A 25,176-nucleotide genomic window follows, 5' to 3' on the forward strand; every position below is an offset into this window, starting at 1 on the left:
AACCCACCCCAACCTAATCCTTTCTTATTCCAAAAAAAAAGCGAGCACCTCCATAGAGAATACTCGCTTTAATATATTAGATAAGTAAACTAATTATTTACTCCACTCTTTAATTGATTCTTGATTCTTACGAATGTACTCAGCACTTCCTGCAGCAGTTGCTTTCTCTAAAGAAAGTTTCGCAGCTTCGATTGCTTCTTTGTCTTTCCCCATTGCTTTAAGAATTAACGCTTTATTACGGATGTAGTAAAAAGGCGCTTCTCCATTCATTTCAATTGCTTTATTTACATATTTCAAAGCTTCGTTTAACTCTGTATTTGCATGTAAATAGTAATTTGCAGCATTGTAGTAATCACGTTCTGATGGAGAACCTTTCATTGTTTCTTTAATAGAAGCAACAGTTAATTTTCCAGTTGGTAATTTTACTTTGATCGGTAACATAGTATTTCCCCACTCAACAACTAAATCAAAATGGTTTACATCTAAATTATCAAAAGAGATAGTGAAAGTTTCAACTGAATTTTTGTTCGTTTTAACAGGAACTAATATTTCAGCAACAACTTTTTCGTTTTCCCATTTTTCTGGTAATCCCCAATTTTCTGTTCCGCTGTATAAAGTAATTTTCCATTCTTTTTCTCCAGGAACTGCAAACATAGCGTACTCACCAGCTTTTACATCTTTTCCACCAAAGTTAATTTGTGTATCAAAAGAAATTGTTGAGTTTTTGTTTGCTCCAAATCGCCAAGCTTCACCAATAGGAAGAATATCTTTGTGTAAATCTCTGTCACGTAAAGAAGGACGAGAGTATTCCACTTCGAACTTTGTTAAACCTACTGTTTGCTCAACTTCAGCTTTTGGGCTTAATTGAGGAGTTTTAACTTGAGCTGTAGTTGCTAAACTGATAACCAGCCCTCCTAATAAAAACAATGTTTTTTTCATATTATCTTAATTTTCATCAAATATAAAGATTCATTTCTATCTAAGCGAACCTTCAATTGGAATTACATTTTTTTGTCATTTGAGAGCAATTCAAAATTCAATGATAGTGCTTAACTGTAGGCCCTTAAGAGATAAAAAGTGTTAAACTTTAATCGGAAATGATTTCTTAATTAGAATTTCAAAATTCATAAACATTATTTGAAATACAATTTAATCAGTATTAAAACCTTGATATTATTGACTTTACTTATTAACTCTTGGGCATTTAACTTCAAAACTTCTGAAAATCTGACTCAAATTGCGCTATTTGAATTATTATCGGAATTAAATAAAAAAACTATCTTAGAACTGGTCTTTTAAAAATTACTTCAAATTTCTTAAATGACCACATATTCAAAATCTTATTAACGTATTAAAAATTATATGAAAAGCTTTAAAGAAATCATTTTTCCTTCTAATAAAAAGAAAAGGAGGCGCAGAATAGTACTATTTGTAGTGATAGTAGTGCTTATTGGTGTTAGAATGTGGCTCCCATATTTTCTAAAAGATAAATTAGTCGCAGCGGTTAATGAAGTTGACGGCTATGAATGTACGCTTGGAGATTTAGATTTATCCATATTTCGTGGTGCTATGGTACTGCAGGAATTTGAAATTAAAATCACAGAAAATGCAGTTACAAAACCATTTGTATATTGCAAGAATGCTGATATTTCTGTAGAATGGAGAGCAATTTTCCATGGTTCTATCGTAAGTGAGGTTATATTAGATCAGTTGGAACTTTATTTCGCTGATGGAAATAGCGAGGAGGAAGAACAATCAGGAGATGCTTCATGGGTTGAACCAATTATAGACTTCATTCCATTAAAAATCAACCGTTTTGTTATCAATAATGGACAAATTGAATTTGAAAATATGGTTTCTGCTCCACCAGTAAATTTAAAATTAACAGATCTTCAATTAAAGGTAGAAAACTTAACCAATTCTACGGATGAAGGTAAAGCGTTGCCTTCTCATTTAAAATTAACTTCTAAAGTCTTAAATAAAGGAAACCTTCATATTGAAGGAGACTTAAATATCTTAAAAGATTTACCAGATATGGATTTAGATATCGATATTAAAGAGGTTGATTTAATGGAACTAAATGCTTTTACAATGGCTTATGCTAATTTTGATTTTGAAAAAGGCCAGTTTGCATTGGCTTCCGAATTTGCAATGTTGAATGGTGAAGCGAAAGGATATATAAAACCAATATTGACAGATGTAAAAGTATTGAGCTTCAAAGAGGACAAACCTGTTCTTAATGGATTTTGGCAAGCATTTGTTGGATTAGCATTTAACATTACAAAAAACTTCAAAAAGGACAGGACAGGAACTAAAATTCCAATCTCAGGAAATATAACTGATCCAAACATAGAAATTGGTGCTACGATTGTGAATATTTTCCGAAATGCATTCATAAAGGCTTACGAAGCTGAAGTAGACAACACAATTAGCTTAAAAGATATTGCAAATGATCAAGATGAAAGTAGTTTTTGGGACAAATTCAAAGGATTATTCTCAGGAGATGATGATGATAAAGAATAAATAATTTAATTTTAAGGGTCTGTTGAATTCAACAGACCCTTTTTAATTAAAGAATATATAAAATACTAAAGATCTCAGTTTATTAAACATACTTATGAAAAACATAAAAGCAGCATTACTCCTCGTTTCCATCATTTTATTTGCCAATCCATCTTTATTCGCTCAAGAATCAAGAACACATTGTTCTAAAAGAGATGCCTATTCAAATATGCAATTGAAAAGTCCTAATTTGAACCTTCAAGAAATTGCTAAAGCGAAAAAATACGATATTCATTTTTACGCTTTAGATGTAGAAATGGATAATTTATCGACTGATATTGCTGGAACAGGAGAAATCCATGGTTTTGCTAATGAAATTCTAGATTCAGTACTTTTTGAATTGCACTCTACTTTCAATATTTCTGAAATTAGATTAAATAACGTGGCAACTCCTTATAACAGAAGCGGATCAATTATTAAAGTTCCAGTGAATTTAACACAAGGTCAAGATTTCAAAATTGCAATCGATTATGATGGAACACCTCCTAACTCCTCCTCCACTCCTTTTGGTGGTTCAGGAATGTCAAATGATTCATCTCCATCTTGGGGAAATCAAGTGACTTGGTCTTTGTCTGAACCTTTTTCAGCTTATGAATGGTTTCCTTGTAAGCAAGATTTAAGAGACAAAGCAGACAGTGTTTCAATGAAAATCACTGTTCCAAATAGCTGTAAAGCGGGTTCAAACGGAGTTTTAGAAAACGTTGTTGATCTTGGAAATGGAACTTCTCGATACGAATGGTTTCACAGACATCCTGTTGCTTATTATTTAATCTCAGTGGCAGTTGCAGAATATATTGAATACAATGTTTATGCTAATCCAATGGGTTCTGCAAACCCTGTTTTAATTCAAAATTACATTTATAATAATCCAGGAACATTACCTAATTTTCAAAATGATATTGATGAAACAGTTGATTTCATTGAATTATTTGCGGAATTATATGGGAAATATCCATTTGATGATGAAAAATACGGACATTGTATGGCGCCACTTAGCGGTGGAATGGAACACCAAACTATGACAACTCAAGGTTACTTTGAAAAAGGACTTACGGCGCATGAATTAGGTCATCAATGGTGGGGAAATAATGTTACTTGTGCTTCATGGTCAGACATCTGGGTCAATGAAGGTTTCGCTTCCTACTCTAGTCATTTGATGTTGGAATATTTGCATCCAAATGAAGCTCCTTCAAACATGTTTGACATTCACGATTATGTTATGGATAGTCCAGGAGGAAGCATTTGGGTTTCTGATAGCTTAAATGAAGGTTCTATTTTCGATGGAAGATTAATCTATGATAAAGGTGCTGCATTTGTTCACACATTGCGTTTTATGATGAATGATGATTCCTTATTCTACCAAGCTTTAAAAGAATTTCAAATCAACTTTAAAGACAGCGTGGCATTGGGTTTAGATGTAAGAAATCAACTCAATAGCATGTCCGCTACAAATTTTGATGATGCATTTGATCAATGGTTTTTTGGAGAAGGATTCCCTACTTACAACCTAAAATATAACGCTACTGGAAACAATTTATATTTTGAAGTAAGCCATACTACTTCTAGTTCTACTCCGACTTTCACAAATCCGCTTGAAATTAAATTTGCGAGAACAGGTTTATCGGATACGACAATTCGAGTAAATATCTCCAGCAATAGTGATCATTTTGTGATTCCAAATATTGGAGGAAATGTCACGAGTGCTTCTATTGATCCTAAAAATTGGATTATAAACAAAGTGGGCTCAATTGTGAAGGACGAAAATTATGTTTCTCTTTCGCAAGAAAATAAATCAGTTGTAATCAATATTTATCCAAATCCATCAGCAGGAGAATTCAATATTGCGATGGATGATAATACCGAAAAATCGATTCAAATTTATAATACACAAGGAAAATCCGTTTATGATGGAAGCTTCAATAAATCTGCTCAAGTGAATCTGAGAACTCAGAATTCAGGATATTATATTGTGAAGATTACGAGTGATGATGGACGACAGTGGGTTAAAACAATTGTTTTGAAATAATTACGAAATGTTCAATTACGAATTACGAATTGGACAACTATCAATTATGAGATGGATAATTAAGAAAGGATAGTTAGCAAATTATGAATTCCATATTATTGAATTGAAAACCATTTATGACAAACCCTTTTTATGCGAATTGCAGCGTGCGTTTAGATTCTAGTATTTCGGTTTCTAAACGCATGGAAGTTATTGGAAATAGATTGAACAGTCTAGGGTATTTCACTAAGAACAGAGAGAATAAAATTAATTTCTCAGAGAGGTCAGTACTTTACGGAGGGAGATTTGCTTATTCTTATTTGGTCTTTGGTGTTTCTAGAAGAGGAGTTATAGCATTCAAAAACAATGAAATCATTTGTGAATTTCCGCTATTCACACAGTTTATAGGATTGTTGACTTTAGTTACTGTTTTGGCTTCTACATTTATTAATATCGGGGATTCATCTCTTTTATATGTAGGAATTAGTTCTCTTCTATTATTCACAATACTCTTTACAATTGTACGCACCAAGAATTTAAAAGTCGCTAACGGACTTTTAAGGAGACTAACGGGTATTCAATAATAATATGTTGTAATTATTTCAAAGTAACATAAGTTACAACTATCCGAATACAAAGCCATTATGTTTATGGATTCACTATAAACAAAAGCTCAATGGCAAATCATTATGAAATTTTAATTATTGGAGGTGGTACCGCAGGAATCATGTCCGCAGCTCAACTTTTGAGGCAAAAGTTATCCAAAAGTATTGCAATTATTGAACCTGCAGATACACATTATTATCAACCCGCTTGGACTTTAGTTGGTGCTGGAACATATAATTTCGACAAAACAGCGAAGCCAATGTCGGAAATGATTCCAAAAGGCGCAAAATGGATAAAAGACAAAGCAACAACTTTCGATGCAGACAACAACAGTGTTCACACAGAAAAGTCTGGGGTAATTACTTATGACTATTTGGTTGTAGCACCTGGTTTAGCTTATGATTTCAGTTTAGTTCCTGGCTTAGGAGAGGCTATGGACAAAGGTGTTGTTTGTAGTAATTATACCGATCCAAAACACACTTGGGATGTTGTCAAAAATTTCAAAGGTGGTACCGCATTATTTACTCAACCAGCAACACCAATAAAATGTGGTGGAGCTCCTCAAAAAATAATGTATCTAGCAGAAGACTATTGGAATAAAAATAAGGTTAGAGCTAAGTCTGAGGTACTATTTGCAACTGCTGGAACTGTAATTTTTGGAACTAAAGTAATCGCAGAAACCTTAATGGAAGTTGTAGAACGCAAGGATATTAATTTGCGTTTCAATCATAAATTAGTCAAAGTTGACGGAGAAAATCAAATTGCTTGGTATGAATTAACGAAAGATATAAAAGCCGGCGGTTGTATTGTGATGTCTGGAGACGACGATGAAAAAAGATTAGATGAAGATTTCCAATACAATTATAAAAGAGTAAAAGTAACGAAGAAAGATGGTCTTTACGGAATTCATTATGACATGCTGCATACTGCTCCTCCATCTGTTGCACCGAAATTTATTCGTGAATCAAATCTAGTAAATGACGCTGGTTGGTTAGATGTCGATATTCATACTTTGCAACACAAAAAATATCCTAATGTCTTTGGTTTAGGAGATGTTGCAGCATTACCAACTGCAAAAACAGGAGCAGCTGTTCGTAAACAAGTTCCAGTTTTAACAGACAACCTCAGTATGTTGATTAAGCACAAAAAAATAGGTTCAAAATCGTACAATGGCTATTCTTCTTGTCCATTAGTAACTGATTATGGAAAGATGGTTCTTGCAGAATTCGATTACGAAGGAAACTTCACACCAGATCCAAAATTAAAAAGGATGCTGATTAAAGACAGTTCAAAAGAACACTGGAGATTATGGATGTTTAAGAAGTATATGCTGCCGTATTTATATTGGCAAAGAATGATGAAAGGGAAGAACGTTTGATATAATTGTTAATGGTAAATTATTAATTATTAACGAGGTTTGGTAAAGGTGATTTGGTTTGGGCGATTTGATGGGCGTTTTGGTAAGGGCGATTAGTAAATCGCCCATCAAACCGCCCCAAAAGTATCTTAAGTTACAGTAAAACCAAAAGTTTATGCGTATCTTGCAAGTAATACAAAACAGTCAATTAATTAAAAAAATACATACAAATGGAAAATCAAGAAGAGTGCTTAGAAAAAGTTTATCCAATGCCAAGAATTGGTGATGTTGCTCCAGATTTTGAAGCGGTAACAACAAAAGGGAAAATTAAGATGTCTGAATTCGCTAAAGACAAATGGACATTAATGTTCTCCCACCCTGCTGACTTTACTCCTGTTTGTACAACAGAAATGAGTGGATTTGCAAAAAGACAATCTGAGTTCACTGCTTTAAACACTGAACTTTTAGGATTAAGTATTGACAGTTTACATTCTCATTTAGCGTGGGTACAAAACGTAAGAGAGACAACTGGTGTCTATTTTGATTATCCAATCATCGCAGACATCGATATGAATGTTGCAAAGCTTTACGGAATGTTACAGCCAAACGAAAGCGAAACTGCAGCAGTTAGAGCGGTATTCTTTATCGACCCTGCAAAGAAAATACGTTTAATCATGTATTATCCGTTAAATGTTGGTCGAAACATGGATGAGATTTTGCGTTCGTTAGATGCTTTACAAATGTCAGACAAACACAAAGTAGCAATGCCGTTAGATTGGAAACGTGGAGACAAAGTGATTGTTCCAGCACCAAGTACATTGGATGCGTTGAATGAAAGATTAGCAGACGAATCGCTTGAAAAGATTACTTGGTATTTAGCTAAGAAAAGTATTTAAGAGTAGATGTTTAAGGTTATAGTTGATGTTTGAATAGTGAGTAGTAATGTAGAGAAGAGCTTTCGAGAGGAGGCTCTTTTTGTTTTTGGGGTATTTTGAAATAACAGGAATTGGAATTGCTATAATCGAAAGTATCCAAGCGCTGATTTATTTTTCGAAGGAATATATTAGAATCATTACATTCTTACAATACACAAGGCTTTTTTGATTTTATAGAACCATCAACGCTACCAAAAGGAATATGATAAAGATTAACAAGAAAGGATTGAAGATCCTTAATAACTCCAAATTCCGAGTAAAGCCTTTGTGTTCTTGCAGAACACTAGTCTTTTTTTGATTTTACAGAACCTTGAACGTTTCATAAAGAATATGATAAAGATCAAGAAAGGATTAAAGATCCTTAACGACACCTAATTCCGAGTGAAGCCTTTACATTCTTGCCGAATGTTAGGCTTTTTTACTTTTACAGAACCTTGAACGTTTCTTTGAAACGCTCAGACTTCTATAAAAGCAAAAAAGCCTTCCCGAAAGGGAAAGCTTTTACTCTTCTTGGTGAGCCCGAAAGGATTCGAACCTTTGACCGCCTCCTTAGAAGGGAGGTGCTCTATCCAGCTGAGCTACGAGCCCTAGTATAAATTTTACTAGTGCGGAAATACACTTTTAATTAAAAAAAGGGGATGAAATGAATCATCCCCTTTTTTAGTCGGGGTGGCAGGATTCGAACCTGCGACCTCCTCGTCCCAAACGAGGCGCGATGACCGGGCTACGCTACACCCCGAACTGGTGTATTAATTAAAATTTTTAATTCAATATCGTTTTATTGAACTTCACTAATTGTCTTTCGATTATTAGTTTTTAATGCTTTATTTCAAAGTGATTCTTGTTATCAAATCCCTTGCGGACGGCAAAGATACAAACAGTTTTTAAGTTAGCAAGGCTTTTATTTATTTATTTTTAAACAAATAAATAAGAAGCTTTAAATCAACAGTTTTAGAATTAAAATTCTTGATTTGCTTATTAAAAACGTCAACTTTACCAATGCGGAGAGACAGGGATTCGAACCCTGGATACAGTTGCCCGTATAACACCTTAGCAGGGTGCCGCTTTCAGCCACTCAGCCATCTCTCCGTTTTATTTTCAAAATACAAATGTTCCGCTTGAACATTTGGTGCAACCTAATCGGTTGCGGACTGCAAAAATACTAATTACTTAGACTATTCAAATCATTTTAATGAAAAAAGTCAATGATTTTCTACAATTATATTTTCACAAAAGGTAAGTTATTCGTTCAATGATAGTTATTACTGCTACTCCATTCAAAACATAAAATATTTTTTCGTACTTATCATCAGTAACAACCGCTTTATTCGTTCTTTCGAAAACAAAAAAGAAGAAAGCAACGATTACCATTCCCCAATCGAACACAATTTGATCCTTAAAGATAATTGTTAGTGGAATCAAAGCAGCTGAAATAACAATAGGTAAATAGTATTTTATGGAACGATAACCCAATTCTCCAACTAACTTATAAGTCATCGCTATAAATGCTGCAACAGATCCCATTAATACAAATGGCTCAACATTGTTGACATAAAAATCTACCATGTCGTAATCAAAGAAGATTTCAACGAAGTATTGTCCAACAAATATTAAAGTCATCATCCAGATTAACAATCCAATTCTAAGTAAAGGAGAATAATCCTGTCGTGAAACAGAAACATAGGCTATTAAAAAAGCCGCAAAAACAAATGGCTTGATTGGAATTGGAGGAATAAATGTCCCCAAATCGAATAAACTCACCAAACCGTATAATCCGTAAATCAAACAGCCAATAATTACCGTTTTACGTAAAGCCTCCATATTATATTGTTTTTTGGTTTAAGAAATAGTTTAAACTATATTTCAAATAAGCCATCGAGATTGGTACATCTTGCTTAACTTCTAAGCATCTATATTAATAACTAGACCTTAGGTGATGTCAGATATTAGATGTTAGAAAAAAAGACAAAAACTCTTTGGTCTTTGGTCTAACATCCAATGTCTAATATCTAATTAACTACTTCTTCTTCTTTTTAGCTAGCGCTTCTTCAACATATTTAAAAGTAGACAAAACGTCTGGTTCACCATCTACAACGGCAACATCATGCTCAAAGTGAGCACTTGCTCTTCCATCTGCAGTAGCAATTGTCCAATTGTCTTCTAGGTATTTAATTTGCTCTGTTCCTAAATTAACCATTGGTTCAATAGCAATTGTTAAACCTTCTTTAATCTTCTTGCCACGACCTCTACGACCGTAATTTGGTACTTGTGGCTCTTCGTGCATTGTTTGACCAATTCCATGACCAACCAGTTCTCTTACCACACCGTAACCATTGTCTTCAGCATGCTTTTGGATATGGTAACCGATATCTCCTAGCCTATTTCCTACTCTGGTTTGTGCTATTCCTATATCCAAACATTCTTTGGTTACTTTTAGCAGTTTTAATTTCTCCTCAGAAACATTTCCAACTGCAAAGGTATAGGCATGGTCACCGTAATAACCATCTAAAATAGCTCCACAATCTACAGAAACAATATCTCCGTCTTTTAATGGTTCATTCGTTGGATATCCGTGAACAACTTGTTCATTTACAGAAATACATAATGTATTTGGGAAATCATACAAACCTAAAAACCCAGGTTCTGCTCCTTGAGAACGGATATAACTTTCGGCAATAGCATCTAGTTCTAAAGTTGTAACTCCAACTTCAATTGCCTCAGCAACCTTACCTAGAGTTCTACTTACTACTTGCGCTGCTGCTCTAAGCAACTCAATTTCTTCTCTTGATTTATAAATTATCATTCTGTTAATAATAAGATTTCTAAAAAAGTATTATAAAAGTAAAAAGGGAACACCTGAATGCTCCCTTAATTTAATATGTTACATTCGAGGGTTTAAGCCAGAACCTTCCTCACTAAGTCAGCAGCTTCTTGTAAAAGAACAGCCGAGTGAACGTCTAAACCTGAATCATCAATTAATTTCTTTGCTTCAACAGCATTTGTTCCTTGCAAACGAACGATAAGAGGAACTGGAATTCCACCCATGTTTTTGTATGCATCAACAATACCTTGTGCAACACGATCACAACGAACAATACCACCAAAGATATTGATCAAAATTGCTTTCACGCTTTTATCTTTTAAGATAATTTCAAATGCTTTCTCAACACGAGCAGCATCTGCAGTACCTCCAACGTCTAAGAAGTTAGCTGGATTACCACCTGATTGCTTGATAATGTCCATAGTCGCCATTGCTAAACCAGCACCATTTACCATACAACCAACATTTCCATCTAATTTCACAAAGTTCAATCCAGCTTCATCAGCTTCCACTTCAGCAGGATCTTCTTCTGTTTTGTCACGCATTTCAGCATAATCTTTGTGACGGAATAAAGCTGATGCATCTAAAGATACTTTAGCATCTACAGCGATAATTTTATCATCTGATGTTTTTAACACTGGGTTAATTTCAAACATTGATGCGTCACATCCGATGTAAGCGTTATATAAAGCAGGAACAAACTTAGTCATTTCCTTAAATGCTTTTCCGCTTAAACCTAAGTTGAATGCAATTTTTCTAGCTTGGAAACCTTGAAGTCCAACACGTGGATCAATTTCTTCCTTAAAGATAAGGTGCGGAGTTTCCTCAGCAACTGTTTCAATGTCCATTCCTCCTTCAGTAGAGTAAATGATCACATTTCTACCTTTATCACGGTCCATCAATACAGACATGTAGATTTCAGAAGTTTCACTCTCACCTGGATAATAAACATCCTCAGCAATCATTACTTTACTTACTAATTTAGCTACTCCGTTAGTTTGAGCTGTTTCAAGGTGTCCTCCAAGGATCCCTTTTACCACCTCCTCTACTTTGTCAATTCCTTTGGCTAAAACTACTCCGTGAGAACCTGTTTCCTTAACAGTTCCTTTACCACGACCTCCAGCGTGAATTTGCGCTTTAACAACATACCATTCAGTACCTGTTTTTTCCGTTAATTCTTTTGCTTTGGCTACAGAATCAGCAACGTTATCAACGACAACACTCTCCTGAATAGCTACTCCAAAACTTTTTAAAATTGATTTCCCTTGATATTCGTGTAAATTCATTATTTGACTTATTTATTTCGGCACTAAATTAATCTTATTTCCAGCAAATTTCAAGATTAAAAGACTTAAAATTAACAAAAACATGATAATTAATCTTATTTGATCATAAAGAACAAAAAAGTACCATTAAACAAAAAAAGCCCACCTGAAATTGATGGACTATTAACAATATTATCTATAAGAGACTAGCGTTTTGCTAACTTATTACTAGAAACTGTTAAACTTTTTCTTCCTTTTTTACGACGAGCAGCTAATACTCTACGACCGTTCTTGCTAGCCATACGGCTACGGAATCCATGCTTGTTTCTTCTCTTACGCTGTGATGGTTGAAATGTTCTTTTCATGACCTATTTTTATAAATTTAAAATTCTCTTTCTATTTAAGGTTGGCAAAGATAGTGCTTTTTTGTTTTAAACAAAACGCAAATGCAAAAATATTCTTTTTTAATCGTTATCCACACTTCTTACATTAACTTTGCACTCTAATTTATTATACTAGAATAAGCATGCTCAAACCAAAGGATAAAAAAAAAGAACGTATAAAATTAAGTAAAGAGTCTGTTCAAAAAGCTAAAAAAATATTTAGCTACCTTAAACCATACAGGGCTTACTTTATGCTAGGATGGGTATTTTTGATCATATCTTCCTCAGCGGGATTACTATTTCCCTATCTATTAGGACAATTATTGGGAGGTGACTTATCTTCTGAAACTGCAAGTCCTAATAATCAGGATATGATGCAGAATCTGAACTTAACCAACATAAATAGTGTTGCTTTATTACTAGTGGTTCTACTTATTATCCAAAGTGTAGCATCTTTCTTTAGGGTAGTTATTTTTACGAAAGTAACAGAAAGAACGATGCGAGACATTCGTAAAGATGCTTTCGACAAGTTGATTTATATGCCAATGGATTTCTTCAACAAAAATAAGGTTGGAGAACTAACCAGTAGAATTGCTGCAGACATCACTTTAATTCAAGATACTTTAAGAACAACAGTTGCTGAGTTATTTAGACAACTAATCATCATTGTTGGATCTATTATTTTCATCACGATTGTTTCTTGGAAATTAGCTTTAATAATGCTGGCTACAGTTCCAGTAATGGCTTTAATTGCAGTGATTTTCGGAAGATTCATTCGTAAATTGAGTAAAAAAGCACAAGATCATTCTGCAACTTCAAATTCAATCATTGAAGAAAGTTTAATGGGAATAACGAATGTGAAGACGTTCACGAATGAATTATTCATGATTGCTAAGTACAGAAAGTCAATAGAAACCATTAAGAAACTGAATATTAAAAGTGGTAACTGGAGAGGTTTATTTATTTCCTTTATTATTACTTGTTTATTTGGAGCTATAATTTTCATTATTTGGCAAGGTCTGCATATGACAGTTGGTCCAAATCCTTCATTAGACAAGGGAGATTTCTTTGCATTCGTTATGTTTACTGTGTTTATGGGAGCAAGTATTGGTTCTATTCCTGACTTATATGCGTCAATGCAAAAAGCGATTGGTTCAACAGAGCATTTAATGAATATTATTGCAGAAAAAACAGAAGAACAAATTCATACTGGAAAAAGTAAAGCTACTATTAATGGAGATGTCGCATTTGATAAAGTATCCTTCCATTATCCGCAAAGACCTGATTTTAAAGTATTAAATGAACTTTCTTTTTCTGCTAAACGAGGAGATAAAATTGCTTTAGTTGGCGCTTCCGGAGCTGGGAAGTCTACAATTGCTTCATTATTACAAAGATTTTATTCACCAACAGCTGGCTCTTACACGATTGATGGTGTAAATGTAGAAGAATTTGACTTGAATCATTTACGTGAAAACATGGCGTTAGTTCCTCAGGAGGTAATTCTTTTCAGTGGATCAATTAAGGAGAATATTCTATTTGGAAAACATGACGCAAGCAATGAAGAGGTTGAAATGGCCGCTAAAAAAGCAAATGCTTATGACTTTATTGAGTCGTTTCCTGATGGATTTGAAACTGAAGTTGGTGACCGTGGAATTCAACTTTCTGGTGGACAAAAACAAAGAATTGCAATTGCAAGAGCGATTTTAAAAGATCCAACTATTTTAATCTTGGATGAAGCTACGTCAGCTTTAGATGCTGAATCTGAAAGATTGGTACAAGAAGCTTTGGATCGATTGATGGAAAACAGAACTTCATTTATTATTGCCCACAGACTTTCTACTATTCGCAAAGCAGATACGATACTAGTAATGGAGCATGGAAAAGTTGTTGAACAAGGAACACACGAAGAATTAATTGTAAAAGATAATGGTGTTTATGCAAATTTAAACGAACTTCAAATCAACTAAAAACAGATTTAGAATTGAACTATTTGAAGTACTGCTTTTATTTATTTTTTAATAAAACCCTTGATTTGAATATTTTAGTTTGATATTCCAACTAATACTTTATATATTTGTATATTAATCATTGAATGACACATTAAAATTAATACATGAAGAATATTTTACTCTATCTTCTTTTATTTTTTACACCTCTTGTTTATAGTCAAAACAGTGGTGGATTTGGAAATTCTAAGAATTGGTCTTTAAACAAACACGAAATTTATTTCAGCATTGGTACCTCTCAATTTCTCGGAGATTTAGGAGGATTAGATAAAGAAGGTACGCAAAAGTCATTAGTTGATTTAGATTTCTCTAGTACAAGAATTGGAGGAGGAATTGGATATAGATATAGATTTCATAGGAGATGGGCAACATCAACACAATTATATTTCGGAATGGTTTCTGGTGCAGATGCAAATACTGATGAAGTCATTAGACGAAGTAGAAACTTATCATTCCGCTCTCCTATTTTAGAATTAAGTCAAAGAATTGAATTCATCATATATTCAAAAGAACAAGGCGGGGCAAGGTATTCGAGACTGGGTACAAAAGGTAGATCAACGACAGCTGATTTCTTTTATGTATTTTCTGGAATCTCTGGGTTCTATTTTAATCCACAAACAAAAATTAATGGTTCTTGGACCAATCTTCGTCCTTTAAAAACAGAAGGTCAAGGTTTACCAGGAGGACAAGAGGAATATGGTAAATTCAGCATGGCTATCCCAATGGGAGTTGGATTTAAATTTGCGATCGGTAAGTATTGGAGATTAGGATTAGAAATTTCATACAACAAAACATTTACTGACTATATTGATGATGTAAGTACAGACTATTATGATCCTGCAATTTTAGCAAAATCAGTTGGTAAAGACGCTGTTTATGCTGCCAATCCTTCAATTGAAAATCATACTTGGTTTACTGAAGGTCAGCAAAGAGGAAATCCAGATGACAATGATGGGTATTTATTTACTAACATTACTGTCACTAGAAACATTACAAATTCTAAATCTAAGGGAATGTCTAGATCTAGATGGAATGGAAGAACAAAATTCTAAACTGATTTAATTAAAAAAATATTATCAGGTGAGGTAACCCCTCACCTTTTTTTATTCCTATTTTTGTGAAAACAATTAATTTGCTATAACATGTACGCATTAATTAAACGTATCTTTTTCCTTTTCGATCCCGAAAAAATCCATCACTTTACATTTAAACTTATCAAAACAACACTTGCCATTCCAGGCATGAAATCATTGTGGAAAAAATGGTATGTTGTAGAAGATAAAAGACTTGAAAGAGAATTGTTTGGACTAAAATTCAAAAACCCTGTTGGTTTAGCTGCCGGATTTGATAAAAACGGTAAACTATTTAATGAGTTAGAATATACAGGATTCGGCTTTATTGAGGTGGGAACAGTTACTCCAAAAGCTCAAGAAGGAAATCCAAAAAAACGTTTATTTCGATTAATAGAAGACGAAGCGATTATCAATAGAATGGGTTTCAACAATGATGGTTTAGAAGAGTTGATAAAGAACCTTAAGAACCGAAAAACAAAACTAATCATAGGTGGAAATATTGGAAAGAATAAAGACACTCCCAATGAAAATGCAGTTGATGATTATGTAAAGTGTTTTGATGCACTTTACCAATATGTTGATTACTTCGTTGTGAATGTTAGTTCGCCAAATACGCCAAACTTACGTGAGCTTCAAGACAAAGAGCCACTTACCGCTTTGTTAAATACGCTCAAAAAGCTAAATGCATCCAAACACATTCAACGACCAATTTTATTGAAGATTGCTCCCGATTTAACCAATGAGCAATTGGATGATATTATCGAAATTGTAGGAACAACAAAGATTGACGGAATAATAGCAACGAATACTACGATTGACAGATCAAAGCTTCAAACAAAAAACATTGAATCTATTGGTGCTGGTGGACTTTCGGGTAAGCCTTTAACAAAAAGATCAACTGAAGTAGTTCGCTATTTACATCAAAATTCAAACGGTAGTTTCCCTATTATTGGCGTTGGTGGAATACATTCTGCTGAGGACGCTTTAGAGAAATTTGAAGCGGGCGCGTCACTTGTTCAATTGTACACTGGATTTATATATGAAGGTCCACAATTGATTCGGAAAATAAATGAAGCACTACTTAAATCATAAGCTTTTAGTAAAAACTTGAGACACATAGCTTTTTGGTTTTTAACTATTTATTTATCTCTGCTTTAGAATTTCCAACCGTAACGATTGCTATGATTGGAAATTTAGCAGAGTTAAAAGAAAAATATTCTTACTTAATTATCCATAAACCTAAATGCATTGAGTATATTCGTAACTATGGAAGATTTAAAAATAATCGAGTGTCCAAGAGATGCAATGCAAGGGATTACTGAGTTTATCCCAACCACTACAAAAATCACCTACATCAATGAATTATTGAAGGTAGGATTTGACACCATAGATTTTGGAAGTTTTGTATCTCCAAAAGCAATTCCTCAATTGAGAGATACTGCAATGGTTTTAGAGAAACTCGATCTTTCGAAAACAAGATCTAAATTATTGGCCATTGTAGCTAATGAAAGAGGAGCTCAAGATGCAGCAACTTTTGAGGAAATTGATTATTTAGGTTATCCGTTTTCTATTTCAGAAACATTCCAACAGCGCAATACAAACACTTCAATTGAAGGAAGTATATCCAGATTAGAAAGTATTCAAGACATTGCAATAAAGTCAAATAAAAAATTGGTGGTTTATTTATCAATGGGATTTGGAAATCCTTATGGCGATGCTTGGGATACAGAAACTGTTTTAAAATGGGCTTCTCGATTAAATAAAGAAATGGGAATTGATATTTTATCTCTATCCGATACAATTGGAGTTTCAGAGCCGGGAACAATTACCAGTATTTTAAATGGTATTATGCCAGAGCTTCCCAATGCAGAAATTGGAGTTCATTTACATACCACTCCAGACACTTATCAAGAAAAGATTAAAGCTGCCTATGACGCTGGATGTCGAAGATTTGATGGTGCAATTAGAGGATTTGGAGGTTGTCCGATGGCTAAAGATGATCTAGTCGGAAACATGCCAACAGAAAAGATGGTTGAATGGTTTTCAAATAACAACATCAGAACCGATTTGAACTTATCTGCATTAGAAAAGGCAGTTCAAAGAAGTAATTACGTATTTTAAATTCAAACATATTATGAAATTTTTATTGGCAGTATTTTCTTCGATTATATTATTTTCATCTGCACTAAGTCAAGAGGTAACAGCTTTTGAATTATCTAATTTTGAGAAATTGGTTGTTATTGGAAACTTCCCTATTGAAATATTTACTTCAGATAGAAAAGAGGCAATTGTAGATAAAGAAAAAACGGAAGCAAATTTAGACAATCTTTCTTTTTCTTATTCTCAAAAAACGCTAACAATCAAATACAGTGGAAGTTTTGTTGAAGAAATCGGGATTGAATTAACATTATATCACCCAGGATTAATTTCTTCTATTGAAGCGCGAAGAGGAGCTCAAATTAAGGTGAAAGATGCTGGAAATTTTACTTCTACAGTTAGTTATAAAGCTGATTCGGGAGGAAAGTTTGTGATTGACAAAGTTTATGCTCCACTTATCAAAGCCGAAGTAACTAAAGGTGGCTCAATTAGTATAAATGGAGAAACTCCAATATTTGAACCTACGGTTAAAACAGGAGGTACAATTGCATCGGTACGATTAATAACGCAAGAAGTAAATGCAAGTATAATTTTTGGTGGTGAGATTATTTGTGCACCAATTGAGACTTTAACAGCTAATGTTACTAGTGGTGGAACAATAAGTTACACAGGAAATCCAAAAGTGACCCAAAAAATTACACTTGGCGGAACAATCGAGAAAATATGAAACTAAGATTCCTTTCCATTATTATTCTATTGCTATTATTTTCATGTAAAGAAGATGGAAAAGAAATCAATAGCTCCACTCCTGCTTCAAATGAAAAGGCGAATACAAATGATGAAATCCAAACTAACGATTTAAAAGATGAGCTTCCAGAAGGCTTCAATCAAGACACATTGAAAACCGAGGCTTTGTTTACTGCTGGAGGTTTCGACGATAAATTGTACTATGAATTATTAATTGAAACTCATTTATGTAACCCAAATTATACAGATACCACAAGTGATGGCTCCACACCTTGCAGCTCTCGTTTTTTTAACTTCTATCCTTACAATCACAAAAGAACAATTGATGATGCATTCCTTTTACAAATCAAAGCAGGGGTAAATAAATATCCATACCGAAGATTATTGGTTTTTGTTAGAGAAAAGGGAAAGCTTATTCTAATGAACGGTATTGTTGGTTATTTGGTGGAACGTATTTCTCGTCCTAATGAAATAGATGATTTAATTGTTGCTGTTTTTGATGATCTCGGAAACGATAAATTTGATCGTTATGATGTTTTATTGAGATATAAAGACGGAAAATATCATTTTATTGAGGCAATTGGGGATTTAAAAGGTAAATTCGAAACAGCTGATTTGAAGAAAAGAGCTTCAAAAGCCATTCAAGAACGTATTAACGAAAAAGAACTTATTTTTTGAAAAATGTAGTGTTCATCATATCACTTCTTCTGCTCTCCTCGTGTATTAACGAAAATACATTACATTCTTCATTTCCTATTCAATTATTACATGGAAATAGCGCAAAGGTTTGGGTTCTTACTAAATCAAGTGATCCAAATGACAGGAATGTTGCTGCAATGAACAATTATCGTAAAAGCTTTATTTTTTATTCCAACAAACGATTTAGAGATCAAGAATTGATTCATTTAGGAAGTAATGAAGGATTTAAAGGAAAATATACCGTAAATAATTATCCTAATAATGATATTGTTCTTAACCTGAATTATAGTGATGGAAGTGTTTATTATTTTAGAATAAACACTATTGGCAATCAAACTATGACCCTTCAAGATATAAATCATGAGGAAATTATTTGGGAATTCACAAGTTTAAAACCACCGAAAATATGATACTTATCGTCGATTGTGGATATACTTCGATTTACAAATTGGAAGATTTAGTAGATCAATACAGTGACTATAAAACTGTATCTATTTATGATATTGACTTCGACGAAATACAAAAACTAAATCCAAAAGGTGCGATAATTTCTCATGCGCATATCTCAATTAACGACACCAATGTTGAAAAATACATTGAGAAAATTAGAGAGGTTTTGAAGTTAGAAATACCCGTTTTAGGAATTGGAGTTGGACATCATCTTATAGGAGTTTGCTTTGATGCACGACCAGCATTTGAACCTTATCGCAATGAACTGGTAGAAATTGGTATCCTTGAAACAGAAGGGATTTTTGACAAATTACCTCATGAAGTTCAATTGATTAAGGACAATGCAGGAACGATTTCTATTCCTCCAGGATTTCAGTTACTAGCGAGTTCAGACTACAGCATCAATGAAGCCATGAAAAAACACGATAAACCAATTTACGGAATTCAATTTATTCCTGAAGTTTCTGGAAATCTTGGCGCTGTTATCATGGATAACTTTGTGAATATTTCTCTGCATAAAGCGGATTGAATTCCACATAAATTAAGAACTTAGCGCTATGTTATTAAATCGTTTGTGGATCGGATTGTTTTTCTCAGCCTTGGCTGTTGGACTAGGGAAGTTACTCTTCTTTGGTGACATGATGATTTTCAAGGAAATGGTTGACGCATTATTTGAAAGTGCAGAACTTGCTTTTAAAATTGCACTTTTCCTAACTGGAGCATTGTGTCTTTGGATGGGAATAATGGAAATCGGTGAAAAAGGAGGAGCAATTCGTATTTTAACGCGCTTGGTCTCTCCACTTTTCGGGAAATTATTTCCAGACATCCCAAAAGACCATCCAGCTGTTGGTTCTATGATGATGAACTTTAGCGCTAATATGCTTGGATTAGACAATGCCGCTACTCCATTGGGATTAAAAGCCATGGGACAATTACAAGAACTCAATCCGCAGAAAGACACAGCCTCCAATGCACAAATAATGTTCTTGGTGATGAATACTTCTGGATTAACGATAATTCCTGTGAGTATTTTAGCTTATCGAAGTGGCGCTGGATCCGCTTCCCCTTCAGAAGTATTTCTACCTATTTTAATTTCTACATTCTTCGCTTCCTTGGTTGGATTATTTGTTGTCGCTTTTAAACAAAAAATAAACCTACTCAACACAACAGTCATTGCTTATTTGGGTACTTTGACTGTTTTAATTGTTGGTCTTTTGATCTGGTTGTATCTAAATCCCGACATGGTAGAACCTGTTTCGAGCGTTGGTGGGAACTTGCTTTTATTTTCTGTCATTATTGTGTTCTTAGGATTAGGAATTCGAAAGAAGATCAATGTCTACGAAGTTTTTATAGATGGTGCAAAAGGCGGTTTTGATGTTGCCATTAAAATCGTTCCATATTTAGTAGCAATTCTTGTTGCAATTGGAGTTTTTAAAGCTTCTGGAGCAATGGAAATAATGTTTGATGGAATTCGTTATCTCTTAAAACTAGCTTCTGTTGCCAATACAGAATTCATCGAGGCATTACCAACTGCATTTATGAAACCATTTAGTGGTGGCGCTGCTCGTGGAATGATGCTGGAGACTTTTTCAACACATGGAGTAGATTCATTTGTAGGGAAAATGGCCGCTACCTTCCAAGGTTCAACTGAAACAACTTTTTATGTTTTGGCTGTTTATTTTGGTTCCGTTGGAATTAAGAAAACTAGATATGCCGCCGGAGCTGGACTCATTGCTGATGCTGCTGGAATTATCGCGGCAATATTCATTTCCTTCCTATTTTACACTTGATGAAAAAGCCAATTGGTGAAATAAAACCTGAAGATGCTGTTCCGTTATTAATCAAAATTAAAAAACTGATTTTAGGAAAACAGAAACCCGATGGATTTACAAGATTAATGTTCTCATTTTCATTATTTTCTTGGTTTTTACTTACAATTTGGAACGCCGTAAGCTATTTTGTTTTGCTTACTTCTGACATTATTAAGGAAAACAAAGGTTTCTCTGTAGCCGATGTCATCATTAAAAATGGACAGAATTTAGGATTTAATGGAGAAGAATTCTTGGTTTCAATCACAACATTCTATTTCAATAGTCTCTTTGTTTGGCTCTTTATCTTAGTTGGACTCGTATTAATGTACCGTAAAAAAACGATTTATACTTTCATAGTTTTAGGAGGTTTGGCATTTCACTTTATCTATATGTTTATCGTACTTGGATTCCAATATTTTATTGAAGACGTCTCATTTTTTGATAAAATTCTTTATGCTGTATTGACTGTTGTGACTTTGATTCATTCTTTCTTGATGAAAAAGGAGAAGATAATTACGAATTAGGAATTATCAATTACGAATTAAAAAAAAGAAGGCGAATTGTTAATTATCAATGGTCAATTGTAAACGGAATTTTATTGGTTCTTTTATTCAGTTATACTATCTCAAAATTCAGGGAACACGTGACAGAAATACTAATTTTTCATAGGGTTGGCATTGATGCTTCTGCTTGCACTCCTGAACTGGAAGCTCCGTGAATTGTAACAAATTTTAATACAGATTTTTTAAGGAAGTTCAATTTAACATAATCAACTTTTTACAGCGGAAAATTATTGATTCGTAATTCTCCAATTGTCAATTATCCAAGCTCCATTCAATAAAAGCATTCATTACATTTTTCCATTCTCCATTTTTATGATCTGGTTTTCCATCAACTATAGGAAAAAAGTTGTGCTCTAAACCTGAATAGCGTTTTATGAAATAATTCGTTTTGCCTTGTTCTATAAAATACAATGGAATCATATCTGTATTTGCACAGCTAATATCTTCCGAACCGTTGGCTATATAAACAGGGATTTCTAAGCTAGCTAATTCCTCAATTGTTGATTTTGAGAATGAGCGCCAAGAGGTTAAGTGCGGTCTAATTTTCAAAGAATCGTCATTAAGAACTCTCTTATAAAATTCATATTGAGAAGATTGTTTGGCATCGGCTTCTTCCCAAGTTATTTCTCCTTTTTCAGCTTGTGCACGAATTTTCCTAATAATTCCATCAATCCTTCTTTCATAACTATAAGCAAACAATCCTAAATGTGTAACGTCTTCATTCGCATCGGCAATTCCAACCGCCACTCTACTTCCTTGAGAATGTCCGCAAACTACTAATTTAGTAAAGTCAATAAAATCTTTAGTTTTCAAATAATCAATTACAACATTTGCTCTTCTCACATAATTCTCGATATAGTCAGCTAATGAAAATTCCTCCGTTGGATTTTTGCTTCCCGAATTACCGATATAAAAATATTGCTCTGAAAGTTCTCCGTATTCGACTATCATTGGAGTTTTAGGCATTGAAATCACAGCAACATGGTAGTGTTTCCTCATTTCTTCTAAATCAAAATTACCCAATGGCATAGGCACGATTCTATTATTCCCAACATCCATAAATAATGGCATTGGAGTAGAACCTTGACAAAATAACAGCAAAGGCTTTTGAGTATTTAGAACTGTATCTGCAATTACAAAATCAATTTGATCATTTTCTTCTTCGATGGTAAAAGAAATAAAACCTGTGTCTCCCACTCTATTTTGGGAATAAGAAAAATTAAAGAAAATGAGCAATACAAGCAGTGATATTAGCTTTTTCATAGTGATTTTATATGTGATTTCTAAAAATAAGTTTTTTACATTTATAAATTTCATTTACTTAATTTTAGTTTCCCTATTAAGTGAATTGATTGAACTATAATACCCAAATCAAAGTAGGATTTTCTTTAGCTAATGAGAAGAATGAGCTCAATTAGGAAATAGGAGAATCAAAATGATTCTGTGCTTTATGTATTGTTGAAATCGTTGCGGTTTATAAGGTGTAAACCAATTTTCTTATCAGAATAAAACGTTTTTCACTATCAATAGGAAGCGTTTAAGATTATTATTGAATAGAATGTTAATAAACAGATTGAGAAGAAGAGTTTAGTGGATTTGTTTGATTGACAAGAAATTATGATTACTGAAAGGAATTATTTTAAAGTAAATTCTTTGATGTTTTTAATTTCTAAAGATTTAAAAAGTCGTTTATTGAGGATATAAATAATGTTTTAAATTTGTGAAATCAAGATACTAGTGAAAAGTAAAAATATTGAACATTAAACATCTTGTGAAATTTCATTATGAAAATCAATAAAACAATAGCTCTCATTTTTATACTTACTATTTTAACTAACATCGGATTTAGCCAATCGCAAAAGTCGTTTGACAAATTAATTTTAGAAACAAATGATTATTTAAAAGTTTATGACACATTGTATGCAGGACCAAATCACAATTATTTACTAAACGATATAAAAAAATGGCTACTAAACTTACTATGACGCTTTTCTTATTCTCCATTTTTTGTTTTCAAGCAAAAGCACAATCAAACTTTAATGAACTCAAATTAGAAGTAATAGAAAATTTGAAATGGTTTTCTCAGGATTTAAATTATGAAGCTTATGAAGAGAACAACATAAATATTGATTCTTTAGCAACAATTACAGAAAATAAACTTGCTGATCTTTTAAAGCATAAAGAAGCTAAACATCTTAATTTAAAGGAAATTACAAATATTCATTTAAATGCGACTACATCAGACAGTCTAAATATTCGGTTTTATTCATTCAAAAACTTGGTTGGCCCAACAGGTTACGAATCAGTCCATACTGTTATTCAATGGGCTGATATAGATGGGAAATTGAACTCTAATCCTATTTCTTCAAAAGTCTCTGGTACGGTTGGAGAAATTTACAAATTGAAGTCTAACAATTCAAATTTGTATTTACTTATATCTCGTGATTATTTCACTGAAATACAATATGTTATTCAGTTTAAAGAAGACAAATTAATTTTGGATTATCCAGCATTTGTGAATAGTCCTCAAATTTCAGTTAATAGAATGAAAGTTTCTTTTGATGAAATAACACAAGTGTTGAGCATAGAAAGCTACGAAAATGTAGACATTGACGACAACACATTGTTGCCTATGAAAGCTTACACTGATGAAAATCCATCTTTTGAAAAAATTATAAAGCAGTTTGATAAACAACTTCAAATTAATCGTTCAATAAAGCTAATATTTGATGGAAATAAATTTATATATTAATCGAATAATTATATCATCATGACAAAAGTATTGACGTTTATCTCGATCTTATTTCTATTCAGTTTTTCAACTTTTGGACAAGTAGATAAAGAATACAGTAAAACACTAAAAAAAATGTTTGAGGTATCAGGTACAAATGAATCCTATCAAGCAGCTATTCAACAAATGTTTACAATGTTTAAACAGCAATATCCAGATGTAGGGGAAGAAATTTGGAATGACTTCGAAAAGGAATTTTCTAAGACTTCAATTGATGAATTAACAGAAATGTTGGTTCCGATTTATTCAAAATATATGACAAAAGAAGACTTGAAAGAGTTGATAAAATTCTACCAAACTCCAGTAGGAAAGAAATTTGCAAAAAACACTCCGTTTATTATGCAGGAATCAATGCAGGTCGGTCAGGAATGGGGAATGAAAATTGGAGAAGAATTCGAAAAAAAAATGAAGGCTAGAGGATATTAAAACCGCATCAATATCTTGAATTTAGAAAATTATTACTATCACTAAAAAATTAATCACATTATGAAAAATGCTATCTTTTTAACCTTGGCGCTGCTGCTCATAAATCTTGAAATCAATGCTCAGTCAGAATCTAATTCTGACAATACTCTAAATTACGACCATGGATTCAGTGCTGAAGTCTTTAACCAAGGAGGATATGGATTCGGTATAGGAGGATTAATTGGTAAAAATTTAGGTAATAAAACAAAAGCAAATTACTCAATGGGAATTTATACTGATGTAATTATGGGTGATTCTCCCATAATAAGCCCTAGAGTAAAATTTATTTTAAATCATTCGGGAATTCTCGGAATTGGAGTAAACTTTGCTAATAATTACAGATCTGGTGAAAACGATTTTAGAATTACTCCAGAAGTTAACTTCTCATTGTTTGGAATAGTAAACCTTTATCTAGGATATAGTTTTAATGTAAACAACAATGCATTTAAAGATTTATCAGAATATAGAATTGGAGTAAATATCAATTTCATTAAGAACAATAGAAGATGATAAAATTTAATGCTTTTTAATTATCCAAAA

At 33.1% G+C, this 25,176-nt stretch carries 24 protein-coding genes and 3 tRNA genes; 18 read left to right on the top strand and 9 right to left on the bottom strand.

The features are described 5' to 3' along the window. Positions 1-93: 93 nt before the first annotated feature. Positions 94-939: a DUF2911 domain-containing protein gene (locus ERX46_RS15365; RefSeq protein WP_130094753.1), complete on the bottom strand. Its 846-nt coding sequence runs from the start codon at positions 937-939 to the stop codon at positions 94-96. 423 nt (positions 940-1,362) lie between these two features. Between ERX46_RS15365 and ERX46_RS15370 the strand changes: the two genes are divergently transcribed. From ERX46_RS15370 to ERX46_RS15390, 5 genes are all read left to right on the top strand, one after another. Continuing rightward, positions 1,363-2,523 (top strand): DUF748 domain-containing protein, encoded by a 1,161-nt coding sequence (locus ERX46_RS15370; RefSeq protein WP_130094754.1) that lies wholly within the window; start codon positions 1,363-1,365, stop codon positions 2,521-2,523. Positions 2,524-2,617: 94 nt separating this feature from the next. Further along, positions 2,618-4,588, top strand: a complete 1,971-nt coding sequence (locus ERX46_RS15375) for a M1 family aminopeptidase (protein WP_130094755.1) — start codon at positions 2,618-2,620, stop codon at positions 4,586-4,588. A 116-nt stretch (positions 4,589-4,704) separates the two neighbouring features. Then, positions 4,705-5,151: a hypothetical protein gene (locus tag ERX46_RS15380; RefSeq protein WP_130094756.1), complete on the top strand. Its 447-nt coding sequence runs from the start codon at positions 4,705-4,707 to the stop codon at positions 5,149-5,151. Positions 5,152-5,243: 92 nt separating this feature from the next. Continuing rightward, positions 5,244-6,551 carry an NAD(P)/FAD-dependent oxidoreductase gene (locus ERX46_RS15385; RefSeq protein WP_130094757.1) on the top strand — a complete coding sequence of 436 codons (1,308 nt, stop codon included), beginning with the start codon at positions 5,244-5,246 and terminating at the stop codon, positions 6,549-6,551. Between the two features lie 209 nt (positions 6,552-6,760). Then, a complete protein-coding gene (locus tag ERX46_RS15390) occupies positions 6,761-7,426 on the top strand; it encodes a peroxiredoxin (protein ID WP_130094758.1) in 666 nt (221 codons plus the stop codon). A gap of 550 nt (positions 7,427-7,976) precedes the next feature. Here ERX46_RS15390 and ERX46_RS15395 read toward each other — a convergent pair. The 7 genes from ERX46_RS15395 to rpmH form a co-directional block, all read right to left on the bottom strand. Continuing rightward, positions 7,977-8,053: transfer RNA gene (locus ERX46_RS15395), tRNA-Arg, on the bottom strand. 76 nt (positions 8,054-8,129) lie between these two features. Beyond that, positions 8,130-8,204 (bottom strand) — tRNA-Pro (locus ERX46_RS15400). A 263-nt stretch (positions 8,205-8,467) separates the two neighbouring features. Further along, a tRNA-Ser gene (locus tag ERX46_RS15405) sits at positions 8,468-8,554 on the bottom strand. 138 nt (positions 8,555-8,692) lie between these two features. After that, complete coding sequence (locus tag ERX46_RS15410) at positions 8,693-9,286, bottom strand: hypothetical protein (protein WP_130094759.1); 594 nt, start codon at positions 9,284-9,286, stop codon at positions 8,693-8,695. Positions 9,287-9,482: 196 nt separating this feature from the next. Next, complete coding sequence (gene map, locus ERX46_RS15415; RefSeq protein ID WP_130094760.1) at positions 9,483-10,268, bottom strand: type I methionyl aminopeptidase; 786 nt, start codon at positions 10,266-10,268, stop codon at positions 9,483-9,485. Between the two features lie 92 nt (positions 10,269-10,360). Then, positions 10,361-11,572 carry an ADP-forming succinate--CoA ligase subunit beta gene (gene sucC, locus ERX46_RS15420; RefSeq protein ID WP_130094761.1) on the bottom strand — a complete coding sequence of 404 codons (1,212 nt, stop codon included), beginning with the start codon at positions 11,570-11,572 and terminating at the stop codon, positions 10,361-10,363. A gap of 185 nt (positions 11,573-11,757) precedes the next feature. Beyond that, a complete protein-coding gene (rpmH, locus tag ERX46_RS15425) occupies positions 11,758-11,916 on the bottom strand; it encodes a 50S ribosomal protein L34 (protein ID WP_130094762.1) in 159 nt (52 codons plus the stop codon). Positions 11,917-12,077: 161 nt separating this feature from the next. On the opposite strand from rpmH, the gene ERX46_RS15430 reads away from it, so the two are divergent. From ERX46_RS15430 to ERX46_RS15475, 10 genes are all read left to right on the top strand, one after another. Beyond that, on the top strand, positions 12,078-13,901 hold the full coding sequence (locus tag ERX46_RS15430; protein ID WP_130094763.1) for an ABC transporter ATP-binding protein: 1,824 nt from the start codon (positions 12,078-12,080) through the stop codon (positions 13,899-13,901). A 146-nt stretch (positions 13,902-14,047) separates the two neighbouring features. Continuing rightward, positions 14,048-14,992, top strand: a complete 945-nt coding sequence (locus ERX46_RS15435; RefSeq protein ID WP_130094764.1) for a DUF6089 family protein — start codon at positions 14,048-14,050, stop codon at positions 14,990-14,992. A 90-nt stretch (positions 14,993-15,082) separates the two neighbouring features. Next, positions 15,083-16,105 carry a quinone-dependent dihydroorotate dehydrogenase gene (locus tag ERX46_RS15440; protein WP_130094765.1) on the top strand — a complete coding sequence of 341 codons (1,023 nt, stop codon included), beginning with the start codon at positions 15,083-15,085 and terminating at the stop codon, positions 16,103-16,105. A 156-nt stretch (positions 16,106-16,261) separates the two neighbouring features. Beyond that, a complete protein-coding gene (locus ERX46_RS15445; protein WP_394345122.1) occupies positions 16,262-17,134 on the top strand; it encodes a hydroxymethylglutaryl-CoA lyase in 873 nt (290 codons plus the stop codon). 13 nt (positions 17,135-17,147) lie between these two features. Then, positions 17,148-17,837, top strand: coding sequence for a GIN domain-containing protein (locus ERX46_RS15450; RefSeq protein WP_130094766.1), 690 nt, complete (start codon positions 17,148-17,150; stop codon positions 17,835-17,837). Next, positions 17,834-18,535 (top strand): hypothetical protein, encoded by a 702-nt coding sequence (locus ERX46_RS15455; RefSeq protein WP_130094767.1) that lies wholly within the window; start codon positions 17,834-17,836, stop codon positions 18,533-18,535. The genes ERX46_RS15450 and ERX46_RS15455 overlap by 4 nt, the downstream gene beginning before the upstream one ends. Next, positions 18,532-18,966 carry a hypothetical protein gene (locus ERX46_RS15460; RefSeq protein ID WP_130094768.1) on the top strand — a complete coding sequence of 145 codons (435 nt, stop codon included), beginning with the start codon at positions 18,532-18,534 and terminating at the stop codon, positions 18,964-18,966. Before ERX46_RS15455 ends, ERX46_RS15460 begins: the two co-directional genes overlap by 4 nt. After that, positions 18,963-19,535: a glutamine amidotransferase-related protein gene (locus ERX46_RS15465; protein WP_130094769.1), complete on the top strand. Its 573-nt coding sequence runs from the start codon at positions 18,963-18,965 to the stop codon at positions 19,533-19,535. Before ERX46_RS15460 ends, ERX46_RS15465 begins: the two co-directional genes overlap by 4 nt. Before the next feature lie 28 nt (positions 19,536-19,563). Continuing rightward, the gene (locus tag ERX46_RS15470; RefSeq protein ID WP_130094770.1) at positions 19,564-20,796 is read left to right on the top strand and encodes a nucleoside recognition domain-containing protein; all 1,233 of its coding nucleotides are present in this window, start codon (positions 19,564-19,566) and stop codon (positions 20,794-20,796) included. Continuing rightward, positions 20,796-21,341, top strand: coding sequence for a hypothetical protein (locus ERX46_RS15475; protein WP_130094771.1), 546 nt, complete (start codon positions 20,796-20,798; stop codon positions 21,339-21,341). Before ERX46_RS15470 ends, ERX46_RS15475 begins: the two co-directional genes overlap by 1 nt. 291 nt (positions 21,342-21,632) lie before the next feature. Here ERX46_RS15475 and ERX46_RS15480 read toward each other — a convergent pair whose 3' ends face one another. Then, the gene (locus ERX46_RS15480) at positions 21,633-22,643 is read right to left on the bottom strand and encodes an alpha/beta fold hydrolase (RefSeq protein ID WP_130094772.1); all 1,011 of its coding nucleotides are present in this window, start codon (positions 22,641-22,643) and stop codon (positions 21,633-21,635) included. Between the two features lie 700 nt (positions 22,644-23,343). Here ERX46_RS15480 and ERX46_RS15485 point away from each other — a divergent pair. From ERX46_RS15485 to ERX46_RS15495, 3 genes are read left to right on the top strand one after another with little or no spacing between them, the layout of a single operon-like run. Then, a complete protein-coding gene (locus ERX46_RS15485) occupies positions 23,344-24,132 on the top strand; it encodes a hypothetical protein (RefSeq protein ID WP_130094773.1) in 789 nt (262 codons plus the stop codon). A gap of 18 nt (positions 24,133-24,150) precedes the next feature. Further along, positions 24,151-24,597: a DUF2059 domain-containing protein gene (locus ERX46_RS15490; protein ID WP_130094774.1), complete on the top strand. Its 447-nt coding sequence runs from the start codon at positions 24,151-24,153 to the stop codon at positions 24,595-24,597. Positions 24,598-24,657: 60 nt separating this feature from the next. Further along, entirely contained in the window at positions 24,658-25,146 is a 489-nt protein-coding gene (locus ERX46_RS15495; protein WP_130094775.1) for a hypothetical protein, read from the top strand. Positions 25,147-25,176 lie beyond the last annotated feature (30 nt).

The organism is Brumimicrobium glaciale, from assembly GCF_004152935.1.
In the GTDB taxonomy this organism is placed as follows: Bacteria; Bacteroidota; Bacteroidia; order Flavobacteriales_D; family Crocinitomicaceae; genus Brumimicrobium; species Brumimicrobium glaciale.

Coding starts and splice junctions, on each gene's coding strand:
- ERX46_RS15365 (WP_130094753.1), bottom strand. CDS start 939: ATGAAAAAAACATTGTTTTTATTAGGAGGGCTGGTTATCAGTTTAGCA.
- ERX46_RS15370 (WP_130094754.1), top strand. CDS start 1,363: ATGAAAAGCTTTAAAGAAATCATTTTTCCTTCTAATAAAAAGAAAAGG.
- ERX46_RS15375 (WP_130094755.1), top strand. CDS start 2,618: ATGAAAAACATAAAAGCAGCATTACTCCTCGTTTCCATCATTTTATTT.
- ERX46_RS15380 (WP_130094756.1), top strand. CDS start 4,705: ATGACAAACCCTTTTTATGCGAATTGCAGCGTGCGTTTAGATTCTAGT.
- ERX46_RS15385 (WP_130094757.1), top strand. CDS start 5,244: ATGGCAAATCATTATGAAATTTTAATTATTGGAGGTGGTACCGCAGGA.
- ERX46_RS15390 (WP_130094758.1), top strand. CDS start 6,761: ATGGAAAATCAAGAAGAGTGCTTAGAAAAAGTTTATCCAATGCCAAGA.
- ERX46_RS15410 (WP_130094759.1), bottom strand. CDS start 9,286: ATGGAGGCTTTACGTAAAACGGTAATTATTGGCTGTTTGATTTACGGA.
- map (WP_130094760.1), bottom strand. CDS start 10,268: ATGATAATTTATAAATCAAGAGAAGAAATTGAGTTGCTTAGAGCAGCA.
- sucC (WP_130094761.1), bottom strand. CDS start 11,572: ATGAATTTACACGAATATCAAGGGAAATCAATTTTAAAAAGTTTTGGA.
- rpmH (WP_130094762.1), bottom strand. CDS start 11,916: ATGAAAAGAACATTTCAACCATCACAGCGTAAGAGAAGAAACAAGCAT.
- ERX46_RS15430 (WP_130094763.1), top strand. CDS start 12,078: ATGCTCAAACCAAAGGATAAAAAAAAAGAACGTATAAAATTAAGTAAA.
- ERX46_RS15435 (WP_130094764.1), top strand. CDS start 14,048: ATGAAGAATATTTTACTCTATCTTCTTTTATTTTTTACACCTCTTGTT.
- ERX46_RS15440 (WP_130094765.1), top strand. CDS start 15,083: ATGTACGCATTAATTAAACGTATCTTTTTCCTTTTCGATCCCGAAAAA.
- ERX46_RS15450 (WP_130094766.1), top strand. CDS start 17,148: ATGAAATTTTTATTGGCAGTATTTTCTTCGATTATATTATTTTCATCT.
- ERX46_RS15455 (WP_130094767.1), top strand. CDS start 17,834: ATGAAACTAAGATTCCTTTCCATTATTATTCTATTGCTATTATTTTCA.
- ERX46_RS15465 (WP_130094769.1), top strand. CDS start 18,963: ATGATACTTATCGTCGATTGTGGATATACTTCGATTTACAAATTGGAA.
- ERX46_RS15470 (WP_130094770.1), top strand. CDS start 19,564: ATGTTATTAAATCGTTTGTGGATCGGATTGTTTTTCTCAGCCTTGGCT.
- ERX46_RS15475 (WP_130094771.1), top strand. CDS start 20,796: ATGAAAAAGCCAATTGGTGAAATAAAACCTGAAGATGCTGTTCCGTTA.
- ERX46_RS15480 (WP_130094772.1), bottom strand. CDS start 22,643: ATGAAAAAGCTAATATCACTGCTTGTATTGCTCATTTTCTTTAATTTT.
- ERX46_RS15485 (WP_130094773.1), top strand. CDS start 23,344: ATGGCTACTAAACTTACTATGACGCTTTTCTTATTCTCCATTTTTTGT.
- ERX46_RS15490 (WP_130094774.1), top strand. CDS start 24,151: ATGACAAAAGTATTGACGTTTATCTCGATCTTATTTCTATTCAGTTTT.
- ERX46_RS15495 (WP_130094775.1), top strand. CDS start 24,658: ATGAAAAATGCTATCTTTTTAACCTTGGCGCTGCTGCTCATAAATCTT.